General features: G+C 56.8%; 26 protein-coding genes. 8 read left to right on the top strand and 18 right to left on the bottom strand.

From position 1 onward, the window contains the following. Window positions 1–162 precede the first annotated feature (162 nt). Window positions 163–438 (top strand): HU family DNA-binding protein, encoded by a 276-nt coding sequence (locus J3P81_RS24355; protein ID WP_003213368.1) that lies wholly within the window; start codon window positions 163–165, stop codon window positions 436–438. Window positions 439–686: 248 nt separating this feature from the next. On the opposite strand, the gene J3P81_RS24350 is transcribed toward J3P81_RS24355, so the two are convergent. The 3 genes from J3P81_RS24350 to J3P81_RS24340 all read right to left on the bottom strand — a co-directional run bounded on the left by J3P81_RS24350 (window position 687) and on the right by J3P81_RS24340 (window position 3397). Beyond that, window positions 687–1049 (bottom strand): DUF6124 family protein, encoded by a 363-nt coding sequence (locus J3P81_RS24350; protein WP_434561384.1) that lies wholly within the window; start codon window positions 1047–1049, stop codon window positions 687–689. Window positions 1050–1445: 396 nt separating this feature from the next. Then, complete coding sequence (locus J3P81_RS24345) at window positions 1446–2216, bottom strand: sulfite exporter TauE/SafE family protein (RefSeq protein WP_434561382.1); 771 nt, start codon at window positions 2214–2216, stop codon at window positions 1446–1448. Window positions 2217–2416: 200 nt separating this feature from the next. Continuing rightward, a complete protein-coding gene (locus tag J3P81_RS24340) occupies window positions 2417–3397 on the bottom strand; it encodes a hypothetical protein (RefSeq protein WP_434561380.1) in 981 nt (326 codons plus the stop codon). 145 nt (window positions 3398–3542) lie between these two features. On the opposite strand from J3P81_RS24340, the gene J3P81_RS24335 reads away from it, so the two are divergent. Then, window positions 3543–4412, top strand: a complete 870-nt coding sequence (locus J3P81_RS24335; protein WP_434561378.1) for a LysR family transcriptional regulator — start codon at window positions 3543–3545, stop codon at window positions 4410–4412. Window positions 4413–4930: 518 nt separating this feature from the next. Here the strand turns inward: J3P81_RS24335 and J3P81_RS24330 are convergent. Next, a complete protein-coding gene (locus J3P81_RS24330) occupies window positions 4931–6010 on the bottom strand; it encodes an aminopeptidase (protein ID WP_420765949.1) in 1080 nt (359 codons plus the stop codon). A 59-nt stretch (window positions 6011–6069) separates the two neighbouring features. Here J3P81_RS24330 and J3P81_RS24325 point away from each other — a divergent pair, with 59 nt between their 5' ends. Next, complete coding sequence (locus tag J3P81_RS24325) at window positions 6070–6483, top strand: hypothetical protein (protein ID WP_420765948.1); 414 nt, start codon at window positions 6070–6072, stop codon at window positions 6481–6483. A 38-nt stretch (window positions 6484–6521) separates the two neighbouring features. Beyond that, the gene (locus J3P81_RS24320) at window positions 6522–6950 is read left to right on the top strand and encodes a hypothetical protein (protein WP_434561376.1); all 429 of its coding nucleotides are present in this window, start codon (window positions 6522–6524) and stop codon (window positions 6948–6950) included. Window positions 6951–6956: 6 nt separating this feature from the next. On the opposite strand, the gene J3P81_RS24315 is transcribed toward J3P81_RS24320, so the two are convergent. Beyond that, the gene (locus tag J3P81_RS24315; protein ID WP_420765946.1) at window positions 6957–7190 is read right to left on the bottom strand and encodes a DUF1161 domain-containing protein; all 234 of its coding nucleotides are present in this window, start codon (window positions 7188–7190) and stop codon (window positions 6957–6959) included. 137 nt (window positions 7191–7327) lie between these two features. Then, entirely contained in the window at window positions 7328–7759 is a 432-nt protein-coding gene (locus tag J3P81_RS24310) for an OsmC family protein (RefSeq protein WP_434561374.1), read from the bottom strand. Between the two features lie 235 nt (window positions 7760–7994). Here J3P81_RS24310 and J3P81_RS24305 point away from each other — a divergent pair, with 235 nt between their 5' ends. Next, window positions 7995–8996 carry an LLM class flavin-dependent oxidoreductase gene (locus tag J3P81_RS24305; RefSeq protein ID WP_434561372.1) on the top strand — a complete coding sequence of 334 codons (1002 nt, stop codon included), beginning with the start codon at window positions 7995–7997 and terminating at the stop codon, window positions 8994–8996. A 54-nt stretch (window positions 8997–9050) separates the two neighbouring features. Here the strand turns inward: J3P81_RS24305 and J3P81_RS24300 are convergent, their stop codons facing one another. Further along, window positions 9051–9275, bottom strand: coding sequence for a DUF1161 domain-containing protein (locus tag J3P81_RS24300; protein WP_434561370.1), 225 nt, complete (start codon window positions 9273–9275; stop codon window positions 9051–9053). Between the two features lie 111 nt (window positions 9276–9386). Continuing rightward, entirely contained in the window at window positions 9387–9602 is a 216-nt protein-coding gene (locus tag J3P81_RS24295) for a dodecin (protein WP_003177209.1), read from the bottom strand. A 156-nt stretch (window positions 9603–9758) separates the two neighbouring features. Between J3P81_RS24295 and J3P81_RS24290 the strand changes: the two genes are divergently transcribed. After that, complete coding sequence (locus J3P81_RS24290) at window positions 9759–10085, top strand: DUF883 family protein (RefSeq protein WP_420765942.1); 327 nt, start codon at window positions 9759–9761, stop codon at window positions 10083–10085. On the opposite strand, the gene J3P81_RS24285 is transcribed toward J3P81_RS24290, so the two are convergent. Continuing rightward, entirely contained in the window at window positions 10082–10975 is an 894-nt protein-coding gene (locus J3P81_RS24285) for a LysR family transcriptional regulator (protein WP_434561368.1), read from the bottom strand. The two genes, J3P81_RS24290 and J3P81_RS24285, sit on opposite strands and share 4 nt — an antisense overlap. A gap of 111 nt (window positions 10976–11086) precedes the next feature. Between J3P81_RS24285 and trpB the strand changes: the two genes are divergently transcribed. Both trpB and trpA read left to right on the top strand, forming a co-directional pair. After that, entirely contained in the window at window positions 11087–12319 is a 1233-nt protein-coding gene (gene trpB, locus J3P81_RS24280) for a tryptophan synthase subunit beta (RefSeq protein ID WP_434561366.1), read from the top strand. Then, a complete protein-coding gene (gene trpA / locus J3P81_RS24275; protein ID WP_434561364.1) occupies window positions 12319–13131 on the top strand; it encodes a tryptophan synthase subunit alpha in 813 nt (270 codons plus the stop codon). The genes trpB and trpA overlap by 1 nt, the downstream gene beginning before the upstream one ends. A 77-nt stretch (window positions 13132–13208) precedes the next feature. Here the strand turns inward: trpA and J3P81_RS24270 are convergent, their stop codons facing one another. The 9 genes from J3P81_RS24270 to J3P81_RS24230 form a co-directional block, all read right to left on the bottom strand. Further along, on the bottom strand, window positions 13209–15170 hold the full coding sequence (locus J3P81_RS24270; protein WP_420765938.1) for a DUF4105 domain-containing protein: 1962 nt from the start codon (window positions 15168–15170) through the stop codon (window positions 13209–13211). Beyond that, a complete protein-coding gene (locus J3P81_RS24265) occupies window positions 15167–15487 on the bottom strand; it encodes a DUF2388 domain-containing protein (RefSeq protein WP_420765937.1) in 321 nt (106 codons plus the stop codon). The genes J3P81_RS24270 and J3P81_RS24265 overlap by 4 nt, the downstream gene beginning before the upstream one ends. Window positions 15488–15514: 27 nt before the next feature. Further along, window positions 15515–15823 (bottom strand): DUF2388 domain-containing protein, encoded by a 309-nt coding sequence (locus J3P81_RS24260; protein ID WP_420765936.1) that lies wholly within the window; start codon window positions 15821–15823, stop codon window positions 15515–15517. Between the two features lie 106 nt (window positions 15824–15929). After that, on the bottom strand, window positions 15930–16247 hold the full coding sequence (locus tag J3P81_RS24255) for a DUF2388 domain-containing protein (RefSeq protein ID WP_420765935.1): 318 nt from the start codon (window positions 16245–16247) through the stop codon (window positions 15930–15932). 335 nt (window positions 16248–16582) lie between these two features. Then, entirely contained in the window at window positions 16583–16798 is a 216-nt protein-coding gene (locus tag J3P81_RS24250; RefSeq protein ID WP_181288343.1) for a DUF1127 domain-containing protein, read from the bottom strand. 318 nt (window positions 16799–17116) lie between these two features. Continuing rightward, on the bottom strand, window positions 17117–18610 hold the full coding sequence (locus tag J3P81_RS24245) for an acetyl-CoA hydrolase/transferase family protein (protein WP_420765934.1): 1494 nt from the start codon (window positions 18608–18610) through the stop codon (window positions 17117–17119). A gap of 196 nt (window positions 18611–18806) precedes the next feature. Continuing rightward, the gene (locus J3P81_RS24240; RefSeq protein WP_434561362.1) at window positions 18807–20243 is read right to left on the bottom strand and encodes an NAD(P)(+) transhydrogenase (Re/Si-specific) subunit beta; all 1437 of its coding nucleotides are present in this window, start codon (window positions 20241–20243) and stop codon (window positions 18807–18809) included. Further along, entirely contained in the window at window positions 20243–20566 is a 324-nt protein-coding gene (locus tag J3P81_RS24235) for an NAD(P) transhydrogenase subunit alpha (RefSeq protein WP_003187010.1), read from the bottom strand. Before J3P81_RS24235 ends, J3P81_RS24240 begins: the two co-directional genes overlap by 1 nt. 15 nt (window positions 20567–20581) lie before the next feature. Continuing rightward, window positions 20582–21703 carry a Re/Si-specific NAD(P)(+) transhydrogenase subunit alpha gene (locus J3P81_RS24230; protein ID WP_434561360.1) on the bottom strand — a complete coding sequence of 374 codons (1122 nt, stop codon included), beginning with the start codon at window positions 21701–21703 and terminating at the stop codon, window positions 20582–20584. Between the last annotated feature and the right edge of the window lie 351 nt (window positions 21704–22054).

The raw sequence follows: 22054 nt of genomic DNA, 5'->3' as shown, positions 1-22054 counted from the left end.
CTTTTGAGGGCACAAACCCCCGCCGGCCACTGGCGCCGGTTGCGGCCCCGTGCCATCCTCACTCCCGTCTGCCGCAGAGTAGAGCCTGCGGCGCCTTAGGGGGTGTTCCGAAGAGAACAGCCCGGACATAACAACAAAAAAACCGTCAAAGGGGCTTCATTCATGCGTAAACCAGAACTCGCTGCCGCCATCGCGGAAAAAGCAGACCTCACCAAAGAACAAGCCAACCGCGTCCTCAACGCCGTCCTCGAAGAAATCACCGGCGCCCTGCACCGCAAGGACAGCGTCACCCTGGTCGGCTTCGGCACCTTCCTGCAACGCCACCGCGGCGCCCGCACCGGCAAGAACCCACAAACCGGCGAGCCAGTGAAGATCAAGGCCAGCAACACCGTTGCGTTCAAGCCGGGCAAGTCCTTGAAGGACAGCGTTAACCCGTAATCGCGGCGAGTACCTCTGACGAGGGAAGGAAGCGGCAACAAAAAAGGCATACCGATGGTGATCGGTATGCCTTTTTTTGTGGCTGGTGGATTGAAATCGTTCGTTAAGCCAACCCATGAATCCGTGGCGAGGGAGCTTGCTCCCGCTCGGCTGCGAAGCAGTCGTCGCTTTTGGAGCTGCCTCACGCTGGAGCGCAGCCCGGCCCAGCGGGAGCAAGCACCCTAGCCACAGCGATTGTGGTTTGGCGGCTATCGGGGATCGACGTTATCCAATGCACGGTTAGCCAGCAACGAACTCAGCTCGATCAATTGCTGGATGCCCAATAGGACATGGCGGTTGGACCCTTCCATATCGAAAGCCAGTTCATTGACCATCGCATCAGCTGAAGCGAGGGTTTCGCTGAGGTTGACCAGCAGGCATTCGTTGTCGATATCTTTTACGACGGTGAATAACTGGCCGGGTTGGATGGTTTCTTTAGGTCTTGGTGATTTGGGCTTTAGATGAAAATCCAATGCTCGCTTAGCGGCATCGTCGAGTTTTTTGGCGTTAAGGCCGTCCAGATAAGGAGAGTTGGGATCTGCTTCTGGAGGGTTTGGAGTGATTTTGAACATAAGCTGGAATCCTTGAGTTAGGCCGCGACCTTTCCCTACTAAAAGAAGGGTGGCGGCTGTGCGCAGGTTAGTAGACCGGGGATTCCAGCATTGCCGGCGCGCCGAAGCGCCCTGCGCACAGTCACCATCAAGGACAGGAATTGAGATACCTGCTTGTTGAGGACTCATGCATCTTGCGGAAAAACCTCGGGCTACTAAACCCGACCACTGATGGGCAGTGGCAGGGAAAAGATAGAGCTCGGGAGCAAGGCGCACAAGCCGGCGAATTCTGGCGTAGTTGTAGGCAAAGGCGCAAGGCTGCGTAGCCGGATTGAGGCTCGTAGGTCAGCGATTAAACCTAGTGGCACTCCGTCGGGATTTGGCTAGGAAATCTGCTTCCGGGTGTCGACGATTGGATCAATTTTGAAACAAGTTAAGCCCCATTCGACCTATCAAAAATAAAAGTAGTACAAGAAAAAACTTTCTTATGAAACCACTCCCGTAGCGTAGCGCTAAAAAAACTCCAGTGAGCGATCCAGCGATATTGCACAGAGCAATAACGCCACCCACGGCCCACAAAACATTTCCAGACGGAACAAAAAATACTAGCGCTGCGGTAAAAGTAACCAAGTTGACCAGCTTTGCAGATGCAGATGCATTTAAAAAATCGAAGCCGAAATATTTGACAAATATGAAAAGCAATAGACTTCCGCTTCCAGGGCCAAAGACGCCGTCATAAAATCCGACCAAACCCCCGAACAACACTCCTAATAGAATCTCCCTGGTTCTGCATTGTTTTCCGGTGTTTACTAGGCCGAGATTTTTTTCTTTGAAAATATATGCGGTCATCGCTATTAAAATAAAAAAAACAACAAACTCCATTATTTTCTTAGGTACTACAGATACCGAAGCCGCCCCTAAAAAGGCACATACAAATGCCGAGGCCATCGTCGGAAGCATGAGCCTCCATATAATTTTTATTCTTTTCAAATAGCTAAATACTGAGGAAAGGTTACCCGCCAAAACCGCTACTTTATTAGTCCCGAAAATTGTGGCTAGACTTTGCTGAGGTAAAGCATGTAAAAGCGCGGGAAGCTGTACGAGGCCGCCACCACCCACTGCCGCATCTATCAACCCTCCGCAGAAAGCGAAAAAGCCCAGCACTATCAAAGCGAATTCATAATCCATTCGTACTACCCTTTCGGAGCTTCCTTTCATAAAACATCTTATTTGTTCGCTTAGTTTAAATGCCGGGGTGCATTTATAATTCGCCGATTAGCATGATGCTGGGCATAAGAAACCAATCGGCGCGCTCCTGGTTGGGGCATGTTTTTGTGTGGTCGAATATTATGTTCGGTGCTAAATCTTATAATTTGCAACTGAGGGGTTTACGGGGCTGAGGTTAAAGCGCGATGCATAGCTTCAAAAGATCGTCCTACTCGTTCGTTGTAATTGAGCATAATACCTTTCAATCGCCCAATTTTAAAATTTAGGCCTACTGTGCGTCCATACGACTGCGCAGCGGCCAAGGCATGCAAACCATGCTTATTCTCCACGTCGCCAGAATGTCCCATTATGTACGCTTTTGCGTTACGAAAATCCTTAGCGTTAGTGCTCAGCGAAGGATCAATGCTGAATAGCTTGTCCTCTATTTTCTGAGCAATGTAGTTATACTCCTGCCCATTCCAAAGTTCTGATGCGATGGATACCATCATTGCATCCATAATGGATTCTTCATGTTCGACTGAATTCAGCGCCGATTTGTGTTCGGCCAATCCAGTTGCATATAGAAACTTCGAAAAATCGTTACACTCTTCAACTTTATATTGGTTTTCAACCCATGTTTTTGCGCCAAAGGCTTTGGCCATGTAATCATACATACCATCATGTCCCTGATGGCCGAGCCCAAAATCATCTTTAACGACTTCATGCATATGTGCCAAGACGTTGTGATAACCAGCTTGTTTCTCGATAGGAACCGATATCGCATCTGCTGATAATCGCATGATAATTTTGCCTGATACTAAGCTGGTGGTTCTGTGAGTTTCGTTCCACCCGTTAAAAAATTTCATAACCGAGGAATCGGCTGTGGTTTTGCATAGGAAAGCGTTAAAGGCATTTTCCGTATGAAATTGAGCTTCCTTTGTAATGGGGTGGAAAAGTACTTCAAGCATCGCGCCCTGCAGATCCGCTATGTCCGTAATCTGCGCCTGTATAGGTTCCCTTCTATGATCGTCACATATAGCTCGTCCAGGTATTTTCAGGTTTTTTACATGCTTTGGCAGCGCCTCAATAAATATCTCACCAAAATCTCGCATGTACTTATGCTTATTTGCCTCAAAACGAATTTGCGATAATGCTGAGCTCATGGCAGTGTTTTTCTCCTTGAAAATTTACTAAATGATTCCTGATCTAAGCGTCCTGTATAAACCAGAATGTAAACATTAAACGACTTGCTCGTTCCCAACAACTGACTTATAGTGATTCTCTATTTCACTTTTAATGAGCATTAGCATGGAGCTTTCGCAGCTAATTATGTTCAAGGCTGTCGCCGATCAAGGTAGTATTATTCGCGCCTCCGAAGTGCTGCACTGTGTTCCGTCAAACATCACAAACCGAATAAAGCTTTTAGAAAAGGAGCTTGGGGTCTCGTTATTCATAAGGAAAGGTAGAGGACTAATCATTAGCCCTTCAGGGCGTTTATTTCTTGGCTATACTAATAAAATATTGTCGTTGTGTCAGGAAGCCCAGAGGGCTCTAAGCGCTGACTCAGAACCAACCGGAAGTTTAAAAATTGGTGCTATAGAGTCGTCCGCTACAGGTAGGCTTCCAAAATTGTTATCAAAATATCACTACACCTATCCTTCTGTGCAGATGCAATTTAGCACGGGGGAGTGGCCCAAACTATTAGATGATGTGGTTAATCATAAGCTGGATGGCGCAGTCATTGCTGTTACTCACCAGCATCCCGAGATTGATAGTATCGAAATTTATAAAGAGGAGCTTGTATTGATAGCTTCTCCAGCGACGGGGTTAATACATGAGCCAGCAAATTTGAACGGAATCAATATGTTTATGTGGCCAGAGGGGTGCCCTTATAGAAAGGCTTTGATAACGTGGTTGAATGCTCATGGTGTGGCTAGCTCCATAACCAGTATAGCCAGTTATGGAACCATTCTTGGTTGCGTGAGTTCGGGGGCTGGTGTTTCCTTAGTTCCGAGGGGGGTATTCGAGCAATTTAATCAGATCGGGAATATTCGAGGCTACGTTTTTGACGATTTACCCTCTGTACCTAATTTTTTTATTTGGAATAAGAATCTTGGGTTCCATAGTGCTAAGGACGCATTCGCGGCTTTATTAAGCGAAGAGCTGGGAGATTTATAGCTATTAACCAAAATTAATGGTCCGTTCGTTCGCAGTCAGGTTGGGGTGACGCCAGAGCCTTGAGCGCGTTTCGCGCTCTAGAGTCAACAACTGCCGAGTTTTTCCACGTCGCTAAAACGCCACTTAATACCGCCCTCACGCTTGAACAGCGCCCCAAATGATAAATGCCAAAGGGGACAGATTTATTTCTCCACATCCATTACACGCTGATAAGCCAGCGCACCCGGAACCCTTTCGACATGGCCGTGCTGCTCACCTTCAGAGTGTTGACTTCAGAGCGTTGCTGGTCGGCATTACGCACAACGCTGGCCTTTGATCCAGCGCGGCGAAACCTCAGCGCCGCGCAGTTGCGTGAGGTTTGGGCCGGTGGTTCGTTTTGGTGGTAGAGGGGCTGGTTGGTATTCCCGGAATATGTACTGGCTGTTGGGCCGCGATCGCGAGCAGGCTCGCTCCCACCGGGGGGCTTGGCTGGGTTGAGGTTTTGGGCGTGCTTGCGATCAGGGCTTGTTCGTTTGCCGTCAATTGGTTGAGGCCAGCGCCTTCAGCGCTGCCTTGCGCTCTACGGTTGGCAAGCGGCCGAGTTTTTCCACCGCGCTGTAAAACGCCAGCCAATCCTCGCCCTCACGCTTGAATAACGCCCCGAACGCCGGCACCCATTGGTCGTACAGGCCGAACGGCAATATTCGGGCGTTGTTCAGGGGCGCGTAGATCCAGGCGTCGTAGCGTTTGTCGCCGGCCCATTGGCTGTCGCGTAGGTGCGCGTAGTCGGCGCGCAGGCGTTCGAATTCCTCGGCTTTGCGTTGGCGCATCTGCTCGGTCGGTAGGGGTTGAGCGTAGAGGGTTTCCAGCCGTTGGCGGGTGTCGAGGATCAACTGGATGAACTGGTCGCGCTGGCGCAATCGGTTGCCGTTGTCCGGCGCCAGGCCGCGATGGGCGCGCCATTGGCGGGTGCCTTCCTGCTCGACGAAGGTGGCGAATGATTCGTTGAACTCCGTGTCGTCCTTCACGTAGACGCGTTGGTGCGCCAGTTCATGAAAGATCAGCGTCGCCAGGCGTTCGTCGCCCCAATGCAGCATCGAACTGAGGATCGGGTCGTCGAACCAGCCCAGCGTCGAGTAGGCCTCTACGCCGGCAATCGACACATCCATGCCTCGCAAACGCTGCAAAGCGGCCTCGCCCCGGGCGGCGCCCTGGCTGTAATAGCCCCGATACGCTACGCAACCGGCGATGGGAAAACAGTGGGTTAGCGGGGCCAGGGAAAACTCCGGGGTGGCGAAGACGTTCCAGACGACGAAGGGGCGGCCGATGTCCGCGTACAGGCGATAGCTCTGGTTGTCGGGCAGGTGCAGGTGTGTGCTGGCGAACGCGCGGGCCTCACGGGCCTGAGCCAGATGGGTGCGCAATCCGGAATCACGGGTGGGGTCGGCAATGACCCGGTCGATGGGCTCGCGTGCTTGCAGCAGTCGCCATTGTCCGCTGGCGAGCTGGCCGTAATAACCGACGCTTGTACAACCGTTGAGTAACAAAAGCAGGAAGGCCGGAAACAAAATCCTGAAAACACGGTCGAGTAACCGATGGCGTGAACGCTGCCTGATCAATTTTGGAATCACCCTGGGAAGTCTGCCTCAAGACTATCTCGCCTGCCCGGAGCTTCGCTATGCGCGTGTTGATGCTGACAAGTGGCCTGTTGCTGCTGACCGGCTGTGCCGGTTTGCCCGATCCAGATCCCTCCCAGGCGTGGATTGACCTAGGTAACCATCGGGACACGGCGTTGCAAGCGTTGGAAGTCGATGACAAGGCATCCATCGACCGGCGTTATTTCGAGGTTCAACCGGGTAGCCATGAGCTGACGGTGCGTTATCAATTTGCCGTGGAGCCGGGCAACATCGGGCCAGATGCCGAGCCGCTGTGGCGCGATTGCCGGTTGAACGTAAAATTCAAGGATTTCAACGCGGGCCAGCGCTATCAGTTGCAAGCCGGCAGTATCGGGTTCCGGCCGTGGGCCAAGCTTTACGACCAACAGCGCAACGTGGTGGGCCAAGGCACGCCGGCAGGCTGCCAGCAAAGCTGATTGGCGCTATGCTCGGGGCCTGACTTCAGGAAATCATCATGCGCCTATCCACGTTGTTTTTGGCTCTTGCGACATTGAGCGGATGCGCGACGAGCCCATTGCCCGAGATGGACCCGAACATGGCCTGGGTCGACTTCGCCACCCCTATGCCGGGCGGCAAGCTGCTGATGGCTGAAAGCCTGGATGGCCAGCGGCTGCGGGACGGACGCTTTTTTCAGGTTTCACCCGGTAGCCACGAACTCAAGGTGCGCTTCGACTTCGAGGTGTTCGGCGCGGGCGGTGGGCTGGGCATGATGAACGACCCGAAGGAACGGCTGTGCTATCTGATCGTGCGCTACGACCATTTCGAGGCCGGCCAGCGTTACCGCCTGGAGGCTCGTAATCTGGCGTACTCCCCCAGTGCCCGGCTCTATAACGCCAAGCGTGAAATCGTTGCCGAGGATCGACAGGCCAATTGTTTGATGTAGCGCTGCCTAGCGGTCGTTCTTCTGGTAGATGATTTTCTTGGTGCCGTTATCGCAACTGCCTACCACCATGTTCTGGTCGTGGACTTCGTCGTTGGTGACGATTTCCAAGGTGTATGAGGACACGTTTGCGGCCTGGATCTTGGCTTCGATCTCTGCTTTCAATTCTTCGCAGGGCTTGGGTGCCGCGAGGGCCGATGTGGTCAGTGCGCAACCGATGACTGCCAAGGCCAAACGTTTCATGCTCGAACTCCTCAATACAGCGCGCACGCCTGTGCGCTGAAACTGCAGACCTGCATTCGACCACAGTTGCCTTCGGGTAAATAGCGGGTAAACCATAGAAGACCGCGGCCTCGGGAGACCGCGACCTTCTCGGTTCGTCAATTCACCAGGGTCGCGTCCAGGGTGATGTCGGCGTTGAGCACCTTGGAAACCGGGCAACCTTCCTTGGCCTTGTTGCTCAGCTCTTCGAATTGCTGTTGGCTGGCGCCGGGAATCTTGGCTTTGAGAATCAGCTTGATCGCGGTGATCGCAAAGCCGCCGTCGACCTGGTCCAGGGTCACTTCGGCGTTGGTGTCGATGCTGTCGGCCTTGAGCCCGGCGTCGCCAAGGATCATCGAAAACGCCATGGAGAAGCAGCCCGCGTGGGCCGCGCCGATCAGTTCTTCAGGGTTGGTGCCCTTGCCGCCTTCAAAACGTGCCTTGAAACCATAGGGCGCTTCGCGCAACACGCCGGTTTCCGTGGAGATGGAGCCTATGCCGGTCTTCAGGTCACCTTCCCAGTGAGCCGATGCTTTCTTGACGATAGCCATGTGTGCCTCCTCATGATTCGGCGCGAGGGTTCGCGCCTGGGTATTTTTCAGTGCCAGGATTGTGAGGATAGACCGGCCGATAAAGTTCACCCGGTCGATTAGTCGACTAATTTAGTAGGAAAATTCTTCGCTACTATTGAAACTCGGGTATATGCCCACATTCATAGGACACACCTAGAGAAACGGCAGGCTTTCGCCTACAGAAAAGCTCGTACGCCGTTGGAGATGCCGGCCCATGAAACAGCTGTCCGAAGTTAAATTTTCAACCCTCGACCTTGTGCCCGTCCGCGCTGACGGCAATGCAGCCCAATCCCTGCGCAATTCCCTGGATTTGGCGCAGCACGTGGAAAAGTTTGGCTACACCCGTTTCTGGGTGGCGGAACACCACAATATGGACGGCATCGCCAGCTCCGCGACGGCGGTGCTGCTGGGCTACCTGGCGGGGGGGACGTCGACCATCCGCGTCGGCTCGGGCGGGGTGATGCTGCCCAACCACGCGCCGTTGGTGATCGCCGAACAGTTCGGCACCTTGGAAAGTCTGTTTCCGGGCCGGATCGACCTTGGGTTGGGACGCGCCCCCGGTTCCGACCAGATGACCGCGCGTGCACTACGCCGCGAACGCTCCGGCAGTGCTGATGATTTCCCTGATGACGTGGCCGAACTGATGCGCTATCTCGGCCCGCGTACCCCTGACCAACGCATCATCGCCATGCCCGGCACGGGAACGAATGTACCGGTGTGGCTGTTGGGTTCTAGCCTGTTCAGTGCGCAGTTGGCCGGGGAGCGCGGTTTGCCCTACGCGTTCGCCTCCCATTTCGCACCGCGGTTCATGCACGAGGCGATTCGTGTTTATCGCAATCACTTCCAACCATCGGCCGTACTCGACAAGCCGTACGTGATGCTCGGGGTGCCTTTGGTGGCGGCTGACACGGACGAGCAGGCCGATTACCTGGCGACGTCGGTGTACCAGCGGATCCTGGCATTGATGCGCGGCCAGAGCCTGGTGCAGCGCCCGCCGGTGGAAACCATGAATGGTCTATGGCTGCCCCATGAGAAGGAAGCGGTGGGGGATTTCCTTGGCCTGGCCATGATTGGCGGTCCTCAGAAGATCCGCGCCAGGTTGGAGGTGTTGGTCGAACAGACTCAGGCCGATGAGCTGATCTTCACCAGCGACCTCTATGAGCACGCCGACCGCCTGCACTCGTATGAACTGCTGGCACAGGTCATGAAAGGCTGAGTCGCGGCCAATAAAAAGCCGACGCGATGCGTCGGCTTTGATCTGAGCGCGTTATCAGCCGCGTATGTAGACGATTTCTTTCGAACCGCCCTCACAGGTGCCGACGACTTTTCCGTCACCCGCTGCACCTTTATCGACGATCTCCAGCGAATAACCCGACACGCCGTTGGTATCGAGCTTCGCTGCGATTTCGCTCTTCAACTCCTCGCATGGCTTGCCGGCCGCAAACGCAGTACCCGCAAGGCTCAGCAAACCCAGGGCCACCATCAACTTCTTCATCGCTCGCACTCCTCGGTCGGATCAGATAGGGAGGTTTCGTAAAGACGTGATGCGCCCAATAGCGCATCGCCATTCCCTATGGCACTCCGCCAGCGTGCAAGTTCAAAGAACTCAGCTGTTGGCGATCCGGAACCCAACCTTGATGGTCACCTGGAAGTGCGCGGCCCGGCCATTTTCGATGTGGCCCCGGGTTTCCGTAACTTCGAACCATTCCAAGTGCTTGAGGCTCTTGCTGGCCTCGGCCAGGGCATTGTTGATGGCGTCTTCAATGCTGGTGGGAGACGAACCGACCAGCTCGACTTTTTTGTACGTGTGGTGATCACTCATGACGTTCTCCTTGGTTGTCTTAAACAGCCTAGCAGCGATTTTTCGCCTTACATGTGGCGCCGTTTACGCTTGGAAAGTTCAGATTTAGTGCACTTTCCCAAACGGTCGCAGTCCCAATCCACACACGCTACTCAACCACTGCAGGAGAGAGCCACCATGGCCAGCACTTCGTTACGCAAAGCCTCGTTGCAAAGCATGGAAGCGGAGATCGAGAGTCTGCTCAAGTCGTTGGAAAGCCTGAAGGACGACGCGTCGGACGAGTCGCGTAGGACGCTCAAGTCGCTTAAGGCAAATGCCGAAAGCGCACTGAAACATTCTCGGCATCTGCTCAGCGATGCGTATGAAGAGGTGAAGGTGAAAACCCGCGAAACCGGGATCGCCACGCGCGACTACGCTCAGGAACATCCATGGACCACCGCTGGCGTTGCCGTTGGCGCACTGGGTCTGTTGGCCGCTTACTTGTTGTGCAAGCGCGGTAACTAGTTCGATGGGTTCAGCTCATGCCTGAGCCACTGCGCCAATTGCCGGGCGCGCCCGTCTGCGGCGCGCTTGGGCAACCATAGCGCCAGTCGTGCGGGGGTTTCACCGAACCCCCATGGCGCGACCAGGCGACCAGCCCGCAGGTCCTCGGTCACCAGGGGCTCGGGAGCGATCGCCACGCCAAGCCCGGCCACGGCCGCCTCCAGCAAATAATACAAATGCTCGAAACCTTGCCCCAATTTCAATGCCTGGGGTTCCAGGGCATTTTGCCGTGCCCAAGTGGGCCAGGCCTGGGGGCGTGAGGTGGTGTGCAACAGCGGTTCGCTCAGCAGCGCAGTGGCGGATGCATTGCGCAAGCGGGCAAAGCCCGCGTAGTGCGGGCTCATCACCGGCCCGATCCGCTCGCTGGCCAGTTCATACACATGCATGTCTGCCGGCCAGGGTGGTTCGGCGAATACCAGTAGGGCGTCCAGCCCTGGGCGCCTCGGGTCGAGGTCGCCCTCACCTGCGGACAGGTGCAGGCGCAAATCAGGCAAATCGGCATTGAGCCTGCCCAGGCGGGGGATGAACCAGCGCGCCAACAAGCTTCCCGAGCAGCCCAACACGAACGGGGCGTTCGCTGTGCTTTGGGTCAGCTCGGCGCAAACGGTGCGCAGGCGCTCGAACGCATCGGCGCTGGCGTCACGTAGGCGCAGTCCCGCATCTGTGAGTTTCAGGCCTCGCCCATCCTTGACGAACAGGCTGATCCCCAAGTGCTCTTCCAGCACTTTGAGTTGTCGACTAACCGCGCCGTGGGTGACGTGCAGCTGTTCCGCCGCCTGGCTTACGCTATTCAGGCGGGCAGTGGCCTCGAAGGCACGCAGGGCGTTGAGCGGTGGCAAATCTTGGCTCATGGTATTTGTGAGTTTTTCTGACAGGTTGCGGCGATCTTATCGGTTTTCAGAGCGATATGTCAGGGGTAGAGTGGGCTCATTGTTTTTCTACGCATTCGCCTGGAGCGCCCGATGACCCAGCCTACGACCCCTTTCAACCTGCGCAGCGGTCCCGATGCCAACGGCCTGTTTGGCGCGTTCGGCGGCCGTTATGTCGCGGAAACTCTGATGCCGCTGATCCTTGATCTGGCCCGTGAATACGAAACGGCAAAGGAAGATCCTGCGTTCATCGAGGAATTGGCCTACTTCCAACGGGACTATGTGGGTCGTCCAAGCCCGCTGTATTTCGCCGAGCGCCTGACGGAGTTCTGCGGCGGCGCGAAGATCTACCTCAAGCGTGAAGAACTGAATCACACGGGCGCGCACAAGATCAACAACTGCATCGGCCAGATCCTGCTGGCGCGGCGCATGGGCAAGAAACGCATCATCGCCGAGACCGGCGCCGGCATGCATGGGGTGGCCACTGCCACCGTGGCCGCTCGTTTTGGCCTGGACTGCGTAATCTATATGGGCACCACCGACATCGAGCGCCAGCAGGCCAACGTGTTTCGGATGAAGCTGCTTGGCGCCGAAGTCATCCCCGTGATCGCCGGTACCGGCACACTCAAGGATGCGATGAACGAGGCGCTGCGTGACTGGGTGACCAACGTCGACAGCACGTTTTACTTGATCGGCACTGTAGCCGGCCCGCACCCCTATCCAGAGATGGTCCGCGACTTCCAAGCCGTGATCGGCAAGGAAACCCGTGACCAGCTGCAAGCCCAGGAGGGTCGTCTGCCGGACAGCCTGGTGGCGTGCATCGGCGGTGGCTCCAATGCCATGGGCCTGTTCCACCCATTCCTCGATGACAAGAGCGTTGAAATCATTGGTGTCGAAGCGGCGGGCTACGGCATCGAGACCGGCAAGCATGCGGCGAGCCTGAACGGTGGGGTTCCAGGCGTGCTGCACGGTAATCGTACCTTCCTGTTGCAGGATGAGGACGGCCAGATCATCGACGCGCATTCGATCTCTGCTGGCCTCGACTACCCCGGCATTGGCCCTGAACACGCCTGGTTGCATGACATTGGCCGCGTCCAATACACCTCCGTCACCGATGCCGAAGCTTTGGAAGCGTTCCATAAATGCTGCCGCCTGGAAGGGATTATTCCTGCCTTGGAGAGTGCCCATGCCTTGGCTGAAGTGTTCAAGCGCGCACCAAACCTGCCCAAGGATCACCTGATGGTGGTCAACCTGTCCGGCCGTGGCGATAAAGACATGCAAACCGTGATGCACCACATGGAACAGTCCCAGCAGGAGAAACACTGATGAGCCGCCTGCAAACCCGTTTTGCCGAACTCAAACAACAGAACCGTGCCGCCCTGGTGACGTTTGTCACGGCTGGCGATCCGGGCTACGACACGTCGCTGGCGATCCTCAAGGGCCTGCCTGCCGCCGGCGCCGATGTTATTGAGTTGGGCATGCCGTTCACCGATCCGATGGCCGACGGCCCGGCAATCCAATTGGCGAACATTCGTGCCTTGGGCGCCCAGCAGAACCTGGCGAAAACCCTGCAGATGGTTCGGGAGTTCCGCAAGGACAATACCGAGACGCCGCTGGTGCTGATGGGGTACTTCAACCCGATCCATCGTTATGGCGTGCAGCGTTTCATCGGCGAAGCGCTGGATAGCGGTGTCGATGGCCTGATCGTCGTGGACATGCCACCCGAGCACAACAGCGAACTGTGCGAGCCGGCCCAGGCTGCCGGCCTGGATTTCATCCGTCTGACAACGCCAACCACCGATGATGTGCGTTTGCCGACCGTGCTCAACGGCAGCTCGGGGTTCGTTTATTACGTGTCGGTCGCGGGTGTGACCGGTGCCGGTGCCGCGACGCTGGAGCATGTAGAAGAAGCGGTGGCGCGTCTGCGTCGGCATACCGATCTGCCGATCAGCATTGGCTTCGGTATTCGCACCCCGGAACAGGCGGCAGCCATCGCCCGGTTGGCCGACGGCGTAGTGGTCGGCTCCGCGCTGATCGACCATATCGCCAGCGCCGATACGTCGGAACAGGCGATTGATGGTGTGTTGAGCTTGTGCGCGGCCTTGGCTGATGGTGTACGTAAGGCGCGTCTTGGCTGATTTGGCTCGCGCCAATGAAAAAGGGGTTCGGAACTGGGTTCCGAACCCCTTTTTGTTATCGCTTCAAGGCTTGGCAGTCACGGCAACTCCAACCCACCTGCGGCTTTGTGCAGCTTGCGCAGATGTTCGCCGATCTCCTTCACATTGGCCTCGCTCGCGGCGATTTCAGCAGCGCGGCTCGGTTCAAGCAATGCCCTGACTTCCTTATCCAGGTCGCCGGTCAGCGTTTGAAGCTGTTTCTGGCGCAGGCTGCTTTCCGATTCCAATCGCTGCCATTCGCTGGGTTGTGGCAATCCGTAGCCGCTGCTGCCCAGCAGTTCGGCTGGACGGCTCAGGAAGCCGCTATTGGCGAGAATCTGTTGTAACGTCGCGTTGGCTCTCTCCATGCCACCGTTTTGAAGCTCACGCGCGCCAAGGTAGCGCTGTTTGACTTCATCCTGGGCGAGCAGCAATTGCCGACGGAAACTGGCCTGTTCCAGCAATAGCAATGCCGCGCTGGTGCGCAGGTCGGCCTGTTCAAACCAAACGCGGCGTTCGGCAGCGTCCAGCGCGAGCCAGTCTTCGACGGTTTGTTGCCGTATCGGCAGGCGTTTTTTCAGAACGTCGAACATGGCTTGGTAGCGTTCGCGGAATGAGTCGAAGCGGTAACCCAGGCGCAAGGCTTCCTTGGGATCATCCAGCACACTGGTGTCGGCCAAGCCACGGCCCTTGAGCACTTCCAGCAGACCGTTGGGCATGATGCTGTCCAGGCCTTTGAGCTGTTCGTTATTACTGCCGCTGCGCAGCAGCTTCAAGCTTTCTACCGCGCAATTATTGGAGAGGAAGTAATAGTTGCCGTCATAGCTCCAATGCATTTCGGCGGCGTGTTCGACCGTTTCTTCGATTTCGGTGCGCGACAGCTTGAGGGGCACCGACGCCAGGCTGCGCAGTTCGGTCTTGGTGTACTCGTCGATGACCTGGGCCAACGGCAGTACGAACAGACGCGACGGGTATTTGCCTACCAGGCCATCCCAACTCGACAGTTGAACGTCGCCTACGAAGGCGCGGTACGACAGCACCAGGTGTTGGTCCAGATCCAATCGGCAATCTGGCCCACGTGGACGGCCCGGTGCGCATATCACCAGGCGGAGCATGCTATGGCCCCAACGGCTGACCCAGTTCTGGTTGGCTTCAGCCAACAGGTAGTCGATGGCATAGACGCGTTCCGGATCGACCTTGCCCAGTGGTGTCTTGGCAAAATCATTGCCGGCATTGAGAAAGGCGAACGACGTGGAGCAGGTGTCCTTGGCGGCGGGCGCCCAGCCAAAGTGCTCACGGTAATAGCGATACAGCGCGGGACGTCGGCAGGCGTAGCTTGGATCGAGGAGGAAATACTCCATATTGACCGCGACGAACTCCTTGGGACTGCTCGTCTCATAAAGGTCCGGGCTGCGGGCAACCTGACGGTTGTGCTGCTCGCGTTCGCCGCGACGGCCCACATACTGCGGCCAGCCGGCGAGATCCAGCAGGCGAGGATCATCGCTGAGCGTGAAGCGCCGGTCGTTCTGGCCCCTGCACTCATCCGTCATGCCGATCAGCCCGGCGCTGCTGTTACGCCGAGTACAGCGTTGGATCAGCACACGTTCGGCATTTGGCCAAAGGCGCGAGCGGTCATAGATATGAGTCAGTTCGTGCAGCACGGTAGCGAGCATTTCGCGCCGCACGGTGCCGTGGGGGCGCAAGGTCTTTTGCTTGGCGGCGCTGCCATCGGTGAGGCTGTCCAGCAGGTTCCGGTTCAAGTCCAACTGCGACACCAGTGAAGCCTGGCCGTAGGCGTTTGCGGGCATCCGATCGGTCCAGCCGACATCGATGCGCCGGTCAAGTCGCTCGATGAAGCGTGGCGGCAATGCCTGCATGGCTTCATCGAGCAGTGCCTGGCTGGCCTGTTGTTGTGCCGGGCTCAAGCCATCGCTATTGAGATGTAACTGGAGACCGGCCTGGGCTGTGCCGCTCAGAAGCAGCACAACCCCGGCAGTCAGCCAGGCGGCCAGCCGCCTCACAATGCGAGGATAGCTTCGGCGAGAACCTGGTCGCTGGCGTCGCGGGCTTCCGGTACGCGGGTACGCAATGTCTGGAAGGCCGCTTCGAGATGAGCGCCACGAATCTCGCCGTTGCTGGCGACGAAGCTGGCAGCGTCATCGTGAGCTTCGCGGACAATCTTTGAGTCACGAATGGATGTGGTGGTGTCAGAGGTGAAATCAATCGAACGCTGGGAGGCGCGAACGATGATGTTACTGGTGGCTACCAGGGTATGTGCCTGGGCCACATCGGCCAACACCAGCAGGCCAAGGGCGGCAGCAATCAGCGGGCTACGCATGGAACGACTCCGGAGAATTAAAGATAGTTATTGGACGAGAATTGCCTGTGCCAGTTCAAGGTCGCTGGCGTGAAGTTTCGGCTGGTTCCGGCGCAGGTAGTCCAGGGCCGACTCCAATTGCGCACCTCGGAATTGTCCTTCGCTGGCAATGAACGCGGCGGCGTCATCACGAGCGGCGACGACCCGTTTATTGTCGAAGGGTGCGGAGGTCACCAGGCTCGTAGCGTAGCCACTGGCGACCACTTGTTGGGTGGACACATCGAAGGCATGGGCCGGGACAGACCAGCAAAAAACTGTGAATAAACAGGCGCTGTAAAGTTTTGAGTAAAAACGCATGGGACTCGACGGTTGTTGGCGAGCTTGAAGGCTAGCGCAAACCTGCGGGCCAGGGCCAGCGCGGAAACATCGGAGCACCCTTGGGTGCCCAATGTTTCATGTTGCATCAGATTACCAGGATGGCCTGTGCAAGCTGCGCATCGGTGGCGTTGAGCTGCGGTGCCTGCTGGCGGATGTAATCCAATGCACTCTCCAGTTTCACACCGCGGATAGCGCCTTCGCTGGCCACGAAGCTGGCGGCGTCGTCACGTGCGGCTTGAACGATTTTATTGTCACGCAGTGATGAGGTTGCATCGGAGGTTACGTCGGACGTGGCCTTGAGGGCGCCGACAATGGAGTCGGTGGTGACGATGAAGCTGCTGGCGTTGGACTGAGCAGCTACGGCCAACAGCGCTACTGCGCTGAGCAGGCGAAGACGGGACATGATGGAGCTCCTTGTATATGAGGTGATACCGGTGCCTGTAGCTGGAAGGGGAGACACATGCTCGACTCGCTTCGCCACGGTTGCATCAATATTAGGACAGATCGCGTTTGCTTACAGCTTTGCAATGGTCCTTGGCTCGTCCCAAGGCAAGATAATCCCCATCCAACAAACTGTACTGGTGCCTGAATAGTTTTTTTATAACTGTTCTACTTCCCGGTCTCAGACCGGTTCAGGCTCGAAAACGACAAGACCCGTCGCGGTTTCCCACGACGGGTCTTGTTTATTCAATTCGGTGCTGGCGATGGACCCGATGGGTCAGGGCCAGCGACGCTGAATTAGCGCCAGAACGGCTTGCTCAGCTCTTCGTAGCGCTGTGCTTCGCTGATACCGGCATCTGCCAGCAGGCGCGAATCCAGACGGGCCAATTGATGGCGGCTGGCAATGCGGCGCTGCCACAACATCAGGTTAGCGATAACGCGAAGAGGCATAGAAGCCTGGTTTTTTTCAGCTTTGTCTTCGAAAAACAGCTCGGAACTGAGTGTACGTTCCATGGTTGACATCCTTCCGCTTGTGGCGGGATTAGGTAGTGGTTTAACTGGTGCCCATGATCCTCCCGTTTGGCCAGTCCCTGTAGATACAGTTCATCTGTATTGTAAGAGACCAGTTAACTGTTAAAAGGCGGTGTACTGGTCAATCTTGAGGCAACTGTATCTATCGGCACTAAATTGGTGCGTTATTCAGTGTCTGGCTGTGTTTTGTGGGATATGACTGTAAGAAATCACCGGTACAGAAGTACAGTTTCTGCAAAGAATCTGCCGAGCCCTTTGGATTTATAAAACTGTTTTAGTCCTAACGGTGATCCAGCTGTATCAAACCGCAAGCATGCGTCCGGTTGCTTCCAGGTTCATGTGCCAGCTGAGTGCGTCCCGCAAAATATGCGGCGTATGTCCGCCCAAGGCGCTTGCCGCCTGGAAGTACTCGTTCAATGCCTGGCGATAGGATGGATGCACGCAGTTTTCGATGATCGCCCGCGCCCGTTCGCGTGGCGCCAAGCCCCGCAAGTCAGCCAGTCCAATCTCGGTCACCAGGATGTCGACATCATGCTCGGTATGGTCCACATGGCTAACCATCGGAACGACGCTGGAAATGGCGCCGCCCTTGGCAATGGATTTGGTCACGAAAATAGCCAAGTGTGCGTTCCTGGCAAAATCCCCCGAACCCCCAATGCCATTCATCATTCGCGTGCCGCATACGTGAGTCGAGTTGACGTTGCCATACAGGTCGAATTCCAGCGCCGTGTTGATGCCGATGATGCCCAGGCGTCGCACTACCTCCGGATGGTTGGAGATCTCCTGCGGGCGCAGCACCAGTTTGTCCTTGTATTTCGCCAGATTTCCAAAGACATCCGTGTTGCGCCGAGCGGACAACGTAATGGAGCTGCCAGAGGCGAAACTCAGCTTGCCGGCGTCGATGAGGTCGAATGTGGAGTCCTGCAATACCTCGGAATACATGGTCAGTTCTTCAAACGGAGAGTCGATCAATCCGCACATCACTGCGTTGGCAATGCTGCCGATGCCGGCCTGCAGGGGGCCAAGCTTGTTGGTCATGCGCCCGGCCGCGACTTCTTGCTTGAAAAAGCTGATCAGATGGTCGGCGATGGCCTGGGTGTCGTCGTCCGGCGGCAAGACCGTCGAAGGGGAATCTGATTGTTGGGAGATGACAATGGCGGCGATTTTGTCCGGTGGGATCGGGATGGCGGTGCTGCCGATACGGTCGTCAACCTTCACCAGGGGGATCGGCAGGCGAGTTGGACGATAGCTGGGGATGTAAATGTCGTGCAGGCCTTCCAAATCTGGATTATGGGCTAGGTTGATCTCCACGATCACTTGCTTGGCGAAGATCGCAAAGCTGGCGGAGTTACCTACCGACGTGGTCGGCACGATATGACCTTGCTCGGTGATCGCCACCGCTTCGATCACGGCAATATCTGGCAACGTGAGCTGGGCGTTACGCATCTGTTCGACGGTTTCCGAAAGATGCTGGTCGATGAACATCACCTCGCCTGCATTGATGGCCTTGCGTAGGGTGCTGTCCACCTGGAAGGGCATCCGTCGTGCCAGTACGCCAGCTTCGGTGAGCTGCTTATCCAGATCGTTGCCCAGGCTTGCTCCGGTCATCAGGCTGATTTTCAGCGGCGTGACCTTGGCGCGTTCGGCCAGTGCGTGCGGCACGGCCTTCGCTTCTCCGGCGCGGGTAAAGCCGCTCATGCCGACGGTCATTCCGTCTTCAATGAGCAAGGCTGCCTCGGCAGCGCTCATCACTTTATTCAATAACGAAGGCAGGCGGATGCGATCACGGTACATGAATGGTTTCTCGGGCTGGAAGCTGGATGCGCAGTCTAGAGAATTCGCGCCGAGCCCGACCCGCTACAAAAGTCGCATTTGAGGCCTCTATTACGGGCGTTTCAGGCAAAACATCATTACCGGATCGGTAACGCTTTGCCCTGATACAAATCAAAACGCCCCGACAAGTCGGGGCGTTTTGATAAACAACTGACGCTTATTCCACTGCTTTGACCATGTCTTCGATGACCTTCTTGGCGTCGCCGAACACCATCATGGTCTTGTCGAGATAGAACAGCTCGTTGTCCAGGCCGGCATAACCGCTGGCCATCGAGCGCTTGTTGACGATGATGGTCTTGGCCTTGAACGCCTCGAGAATCGGCATGCCGGCAATCGGCGACTTCGGATCGTTCTTCGCCGCCGGGTTGACCACGTCGTTGGCGCCCAGCACCAACACCACGTCGGCCTGGCCGAACTCGGAGTTGATGTCTTCCATCTCGAATACCTGGTCGTAAGGCACTTCGGCCTCGGCCAGCAGGACGTTCATGTGGCCGGGCATACGACCGGCAACCGGGTGGATTGCGTATTTCACCGTCACGCCGTGGTGGGTCAGCTTCTCGGTCAGTTCTTTCAACGCGTGCTGCGCCCGGGCGACCGCCAAGCCGTAGCCTGGAACGATGATCACCGTATCGGCGTTGGTCAGCAGGAAAGTCGCGTCGTCAGCCGAGCCGGATTTCACTGGGCGGGCTTCTTTGGAGCCTGCCGGGCCAGCAGCATCTGCGGCGTTGCCGAAACCGCCGAGCAGTACGTTGAAGAACGAGCGGTTCATCGCCTTGCACATGATGTACGAGAGGATCGCGCCGCTCGAACCCACCAACGAGCCTGCAATAATCAGCATCGAGTTGTTCAGCGAGAAGCCGATGCCTGCTGCGGCCCAACCGGAATAGCTGTTGAGCATCGAGACCACCACCGGCATGTCCGCACCGCCGATCGGGATGATGATCAGCACGCCCAGGACAAACGCCAGGGCCAGCATCAAGGCGAATGCGCCGAGGTTGCCGGTGAACATGAAAGCCAGGCCCAAGCCCAGTGTGGCGAGGCCCAGGATCAGGTTGAGCTTGTGCTGACCGCCAAACTGCACCGGAGCGCCTTGGAACAGGCGGAACTTGTACTTGCCCGACAGCTTGCCGAAGGCGATCACCGAACCGGAGAACGTGATTGCGCCGATTGCCGCGCCAAGGAACAGCTCCAGACGGTTACCCGCCGGAATCGAATCCCCCAATTGCTTGACGATGCCCAGCGATTGCGGCTCGACGACAGCGGCGATGGCAATGAACACCGCCGCCAGGCCGATCATGCTGTGCATGAACGCCACCAGCTCCGGCATCTTGGTCATCTCGACACGCTTGGCCATGATCGAACCGGCGGTGCCGCCGATCAACAAGCCAACGATGACATAACCAATGCCGGCGGTCGCCAGCTCGGCTCCCAGTTTGTAGATAAGTCCGACGGTAGTAAGCACCGCCAATGCCATGCCGAGCATGCCGAACAGGTTGCCGCGACGGGAGGTGGTAGGGTGCGACAGGCCTTTGAGGGCTTGGATGAAGCAGATGGACGCGATCAGGTAGAGCGTCGTTACCAGGTTCATGCTCATTACTTGGGCGCCTCTTCTTTTACGGCTTTCGGGGCTTTTTTCTTGAACATCTCGAGCATGCGGCGCGTCACCAGGAAGCCACCGAACACGTTCACCGCAGCCAGGGCTACGGCGAGAGTACCCATGGTCTTGCCCAGAGGCGTTACGGTCAGGGCGGCGGCGAGCATCGCGCCGACGATCACGATGGCCGAAATGGCGTTGGTCACCGCCATCAGCGGCGTATGCAGCGCAGGCGTTACGTTCCAGACCACGTGGTAACCGACATAAATGGCCAGCACAAAGATGATCAGGTTGTAGATACCGGGGGAGATAAGCTCTTCCATTGTCTGAATCCCTGCTTAGGCGTTTTTGCGGATGACTTGGCCGTCGCGGCACATCAGGCACGCTGCGACGATGTCGTCTTCCAGGTTCACGTCGAACTGGCCTTCCTTGGTGAAGACCAGCTTCAGGAAGTCCAGCAGGTTACGGGCGTACAGCGCCGAGGCATCGGCCGCGACTTCGCCAGCCAGGTTGGTCGGGCCGACGATGGTGACGCCGTTCTCGACAACCACCTGGTCGGCCACGGTCAGCGGGCAATTGCCGCCCTGGGCTGCCGCGAGGTCGATGACCACCGAGCCGGGTTTCATTTGCGCGACGGTTTCGGCGCTTAGCAGCGTCGGTGCCTTGCGGCCCGGAATCAGTGCCGTGGTAATGACAATGTCAGCTTGTTTGGCGCGCTCGTGCACAGCCTGGGCCTGACGCTGCATCCAGCTGGCAGGCATGGGCCGGGCGTAACCTCCAACGCCGACGGCGCATTCACGCTCTTCGTCGGTTTCGTAAGGCACGTCGACGAACTTGGCGCCGAGGGATTCGATTTGTTCCTTTACCGCGGGCCGCACATCCGAAGCCTCGATCACAGCACCCAGGCGCTTGGCCGTGGCAATTGCCTGTAGCCCCGCCACACCGGCGCCAAGGATCAATACTCGCGCCGCTTTCACGGTGCCCGCCGCTGTCATCAGCATCGGCATGAAGCGTGGATAATGATGGGCGGCCAGCAGCACGGCCTTATACCCGGCAATGTTCGCTTGAGACGACAACACATCCAGGCTTTGGGCCCGGGACGTGCGTGGGGCGGCCTCAAGGGCGAATGCGGTAATGCCGCGCTCGGCCAGCTTGGTAATGGTCTCGTTATTGAACGGATTGAGCATGCCCACCAGAACGCTGCCGCTCTTGATCAGCCCCAGTTCGCTATCGCTGGGGGCGACCACCTTGAGGATCAGTTCGGCCCCGAACGCATCGCTGGCGCTGCCAATAGTTGCGCCCGCCGCTTCGTAAGCACTGTCGACCACGCTGGCCTTGATACCGGCGCCGCTTTGAACAGTAACCTTATGGCCTTGGCCGATGAGCTTCTTGATGGTTTCCGGGGTAGCAGCAACCCGTGTTTCACCCGTTTGGGTTTCGAGGGGAACACCAATGTGCACGTCAAATCTCCTGCGTGATCTTATTGAGTAAACCCAGGCACTTCGGATGGTGCGGCTGGGGCGGCCGATCAGCACGACCTCGCCTCTTCAGGCGGGGCGCGGCATTTTGCAGGCGAAAATTCTGCCCTTCAAGGGATTATGACGTGTGACGAAAAATTAACTACAAGTCACCCTGTGACTAAGTGTCGCAACCATCAGGTTCATTGCCCGTGAAGCCTTGTTCTTAAAGGGATAGGCGGGGAATCGTCTTACTTTTTACATTGCCAAGGTGAATACGTAGGCATGCGTTGGAGAATGTGGCTCAAAGCCACGTATTTAGCCGGTTGTGGGACGATTGTACTTCGTCCATAA

This window comes from Pseudomonas sp. R1-6, assembly GCF_051132115.1.
GTDB lineage: Bacteria > Pseudomonadota > Gammaproteobacteria > Pseudomonadales > Pseudomonadaceae > Aquipseudomonas.
This window is presented reverse-complemented; position numbering and strand designations above follow the sequence as displayed.